The 3,451-nt window shown below is 70.2% G+C and carries 4 protein-coding genes and 1 pseudogene; 3 read left to right on the top strand and 2 right to left on the bottom strand.

The window, feature by feature from the left end; all coding sequences use genetic code 11:
* Together FV222_RS20550 and FV222_RS20545 are read right to left on the bottom strand one after the other, a co-directional pair.
* Nucleotides 1-250, bottom strand: a pseudogene (locus tag FV222_RS20550) (repressor LexA); the annotation flags it as partial.
* A 163-nt stretch (nt 251-413) separates the two neighbouring features.
* Entirely contained in the window at nt 414-1,352 is a 939-nt protein-coding gene (locus FV222_RS20545; protein ID WP_147762669.1) for a hydroxyacid dehydrogenase, read from the bottom strand.
* 368 nt (nt 1,353-1,720) lie between these two features.
* Here FV222_RS20545 and FV222_RS20540 point away from each other — a divergent pair, with 368 nt between their 5' ends.
* The 3 genes from FV222_RS20540 to FV222_RS20530 form a co-directional block, all read left to right on the top strand.
* The gene (locus FV222_RS20540; protein ID WP_147729619.1) at nt 1,721-2,104 is read left to right on the top strand and encodes a response regulator; all 384 of its coding nucleotides are present in this window, start codon (nt 1,721-1,723) and stop codon (nt 2,102-2,104) included.
* A gap of 38 nt (nt 2,105-2,142) precedes the next feature.
* Entirely contained in the window at nt 2,143-2,667 is a 525-nt protein-coding gene (locus FV222_RS20535) for a protein phosphatase CheZ (protein ID WP_246685571.1), read from the top strand.
* A 116-nt stretch (nt 2,668-2,783) separates the two neighbouring features.
* A partial coding sequence (locus tag FV222_RS20530) for a creatininase family protein (RefSeq protein ID WP_147815515.1) occupies nt 2,784-3,451 on the top strand: 668 nt, incomplete at its 3' end.

Raw genomic sequence — 3,451 nt, 5'->3', positions numbered from 1 at the left:
CCGCCACCGGGGCGGGCGCCGCCATGCGGCCGGCGCCTTCGGGCATCCGCAGGACCTCGATCGCCCGGGCGCGGTTGGGAAGCCGGCGCAGGAAGCCGCGCTCCTCGAGGGCGGTGATCAGCCGATGGATGCCCGATTTCGACTTGAGGTCGAGGGCGTCCTTCATCTCGTCGAACGAGGGCGGGACGCCGTCCTCGCGCATCCGCTCATCAATGAATCGTAGGAGATCCAGCTGTTTACGGGTCAGCATCGGCGAGCTCGCGAGAAAGAGCGGCCGCACGAAGGTGAAGCCGCAGAAACAAAACACGAACACCTTAAACGTTCGTCAAGTGTTCCGCAAGGGTTCTTGTCGCGACGCGCTGCGCGGACAGACGAATTCGTTACGCGACGGTGCCAGCGCGGCACGGCGAGGTTCAGCCCTCCAGGCTTCGCCGCACGGCGCGGGCCGTGACGGCGGAGACGCGCACGTTCGATTCCTGCGTCACGCCCGCGATGTGCGGCGTCAGGATCAGGTTCGGCACGTCGGCGAACAGTGCCCCGCCCATAGCATCCAGCGGCTCCTCCGCGAACACGTCCAGCGCCGCCCCGCCGAGATGGCCCGACCGGAGCGCGTCAACGACTGCGCGCTCGTCCACCACGCCCCCGCGGGCGGCGTTGATCAGGATCGCGCCCGGTGGCATTCGGGTGATCGCGTCGGAGCCGATCATCCCCCGCGTCGCCTCGGTGAGCGGCACGTGCAGGGAGAGCACGTCGCTCGAAGCGATCAGCGCGTCGAGTTCGGCACGCGCCACCGAGCCGTGGGCCGGGCGCCACGCGGTGTCCTCGGGCGTCAGGTACGGGTCGAAGGCCGAGACCGCCATGTCGAGCGCCGCGGCGCGCCGGGCGGTCTCGCGGGCGATGGCACCGAAGCCGACGAGGCCGAGGCGCTTGCTGGCGATCTCGCGCCCCATCAACGCGTTGCGCGGCCACGCCCCCGCCGCCACCTGCGCGCTGGCACCGTAGGCGCCGCGCAGCAGCAGCAGAGCCGTGCCGATCACGTACTCGGCCACCGCGCCGTCGTTGGCGCCGATCGCGGGATGGACCGCGATACCGCGGGCTGCGCAGGCCGGCAGGTCGATGTTGTCGAGGCCGACGCCGAGGCGGCCCACCACCTTGAGGTCGGGAGCCGCTGCCAGCAGGTCGCCGCGCACCTGCGTGCGGTTGCGGACGATCAGCCCCGCCGCCTCTTGGAGCGCCGCGCGCAGGGCGTCGGGCCGGTCGACGAGGGTCGGATCGTAGAGCGTCTCGAACCCGGCGAGCTCCGCCCGGATCGCGGCCTCGTCCATGAACTCGCTGATGACGACCTTGAGCATCGCGTGCCGATCCTGTTTCGCACCGCGGCCTAGCCTCCCCCGCGTGCGTCTCCGCCGGGCGCCGTGCCCGCCTGCGGGGCCGTCATCTCGCGTCAGGGCGCATCGGTAAAGGCCGCGCCGGCTCATCGCGAGGGAACGGGCGTGCCGACGCAGCGCCGTTTGGGCTCGGACGGCATTCGTGTCCCGCACATCAGTATTCGGGCGTCGCCGCCCCGGGTGGCGCTGGACCGGCGCGTGATTAACCGCTTCGCAAGGCAAACCGGCTTAGGTTTGGACCCATGAGGTGCGGCCGGCGGCGGCGCCTTTCGACAATGCGTGACCGACGCCGACCCGAGCCGGCGATTCGGAGACACCGGAGCAGTTTCACCATGGCCCTCGACCTCAGCATGCCGATCCTGGTCGTCGACGACTACCAGACGATGGTCCGCATCATCCGCAACCTCCTGAAGCAGCTCGGCTTCGAGGAGGTCGACGACGCCTCCGATGGCACGGCCGCCCTGGCGCGCCTCAAGGGCCGCAAGTACGGCCTGGTCATCTCCGACTGGAACATGGAGCCGATGACCGGCTACGAGCTGCTTCGCCACGTCCGCGCCGACGAGGGCCTGCGCACCACGCCGTTCATCATGGTCACCGCGGAATCGAAGACCGAGAACGTCATCGCCGCCAAGAAGGCCGGCGTGAACAACTACATCGTCAAGCCGTTCAACGCCGCCACCTTGAAGAGCAAGATCGAAGCGGTCTGCGGCGCCTGAGCGGCCACTCGGGGACGACACGCGGAGGAGTGCTGACGATGGGTGTGCAAAGACCGCTCGGCGCGGCGATCAACCCTGCGACGATGGTCACCGAGTTGATGGAGATCGCGGACTACATCGCCCACGTACGCGACGAGATCGCGGCCTTGCGCGCCAACGAGCTGACGCACGACCGCATCCCGATGGCGCACGAGGAGCTCGGCAACGTCCTGGCGGCGACCGCTGGCGCCACCAACTCCATCATGGAGGCGGCCGAGTCGATGCTGGCGTTGCCGGACGGGCCCGGCTACCGCGACGCGGTCGAAAGCGGCATCGGCACGATCTTCGAGGCCTGCGCCTTCCAGGACATCACCGGCCAGCGCATCGGCAAGGTCGTCGCCGCCCTGCAGCAGTTCGAGGTGCGGCTCGCGCGCTTCTCCAGCGCCGTGCGGGCACGGGACGCGGCCGGCCAGGATCCGGCCGAGGCCGAGCGCAACGAGCGCGCACAGCGCCTGCTCTTGAACGGCCCGCAGCCGAACGGCCCTGCCACCGCCCAGGACGACATCGACGCCCTGTTCGCCTGACCCTCGACGGGCCGGCGCCGCCCCCGCTAAAGCATTTTCAAGCGAGGTGGATGCCGGCTCGCGTGAAGAAAATGCTCTAGAGCGTATGGCTTGAAGCGGACGCATCGAGGCAAAGCATGGCGGCACGGCTCTGGTCCGACCTGACCACGCGGGAGGTCTCCGCGCGGGACATGGGCCGCACGGTCGCGGTGCTGCCGGTGGCGGCGATCGAGCAGCACGGCCCGCATCTGCCGCTCTGCACCGACGTCGCAATCATGGACGGCTACCTTGCGCGCACCTGCGCCCTGGTGCCGGCCGACCTCGACGTGCTGGTCCTGCCGGTGCAGTCGGTCGGCAAGTCCGACGAGCACGACGCCTTTCCTGGAACGCTCTCCCTCACTACCGCGACCGCGCTCGCCGCCTGGGGCGAAATTGGCGCCGGCGTGCACCGCGCCGGCTGCAGCCGGCTGGTGATCATCACCTCGCATGGCGGCAACAGCGCGCTGATCGACCTCGTGGCCGGGGATTTGCGCGCCCGCTTCGGCATGGTGGCGGTGACGACCGCCTGGGCGCGCTTCGGCTACCCGGACGGATGCTTCCCGGAGGACGAGATCGTCCACGGCATCCATGCCGGCGGGGTCGAGACCGCGCTGATGCTGGCCCTGCGCCCCGATCTCGTGCGGCGCGAGGCCGTCGCCGACTTCCCCTCGCGCACCCGCGCCATGGTCGGCGACTTCACGCACCTGCGCGCCGGGCGCCCGGCCGCCTTTGCCTGGAAGGCCGGCGACCTCCATCCGTCGGGCGC

The sequence above is a fragment of the Methylobacterium sp. WL103 genome (genome assembly GCF_008039885.1).
Lineage (GTDB): Bacteria > Pseudomonadota > Alphaproteobacteria > Rhizobiales > Beijerinckiaceae > Methylobacterium > Methylobacterium cerastii.
The sequence above is the reverse complement of the archived record's forward strand: the minus strand, read 5'-3'. Positions and strand labels throughout refer to the sequence as shown.

Bases quoted from the DNA above. Each gene is read 5' to 3' on its own strand.
- FV222_RS20545 (WP_147762669.1), bottom strand. From the start codon at position 1,352: ATGCTCAAGGTCGTCATCAGCGAGTTCATGGACGAGGCCGCGATCCGG.
- FV222_RS20540 (WP_147729619.1), top strand. From the start codon at position 1,721: ATGGCCCTCGACCTCAGCATGCCGATCCTGGTCGTCGACGACTACCAG.
- FV222_RS20535 (WP_246685571.1), top strand. From the start codon at position 2,143: ATGGGTGTGCAAAGACCGCTCGGCGCGGCGATCAACCCTGCGACGATG.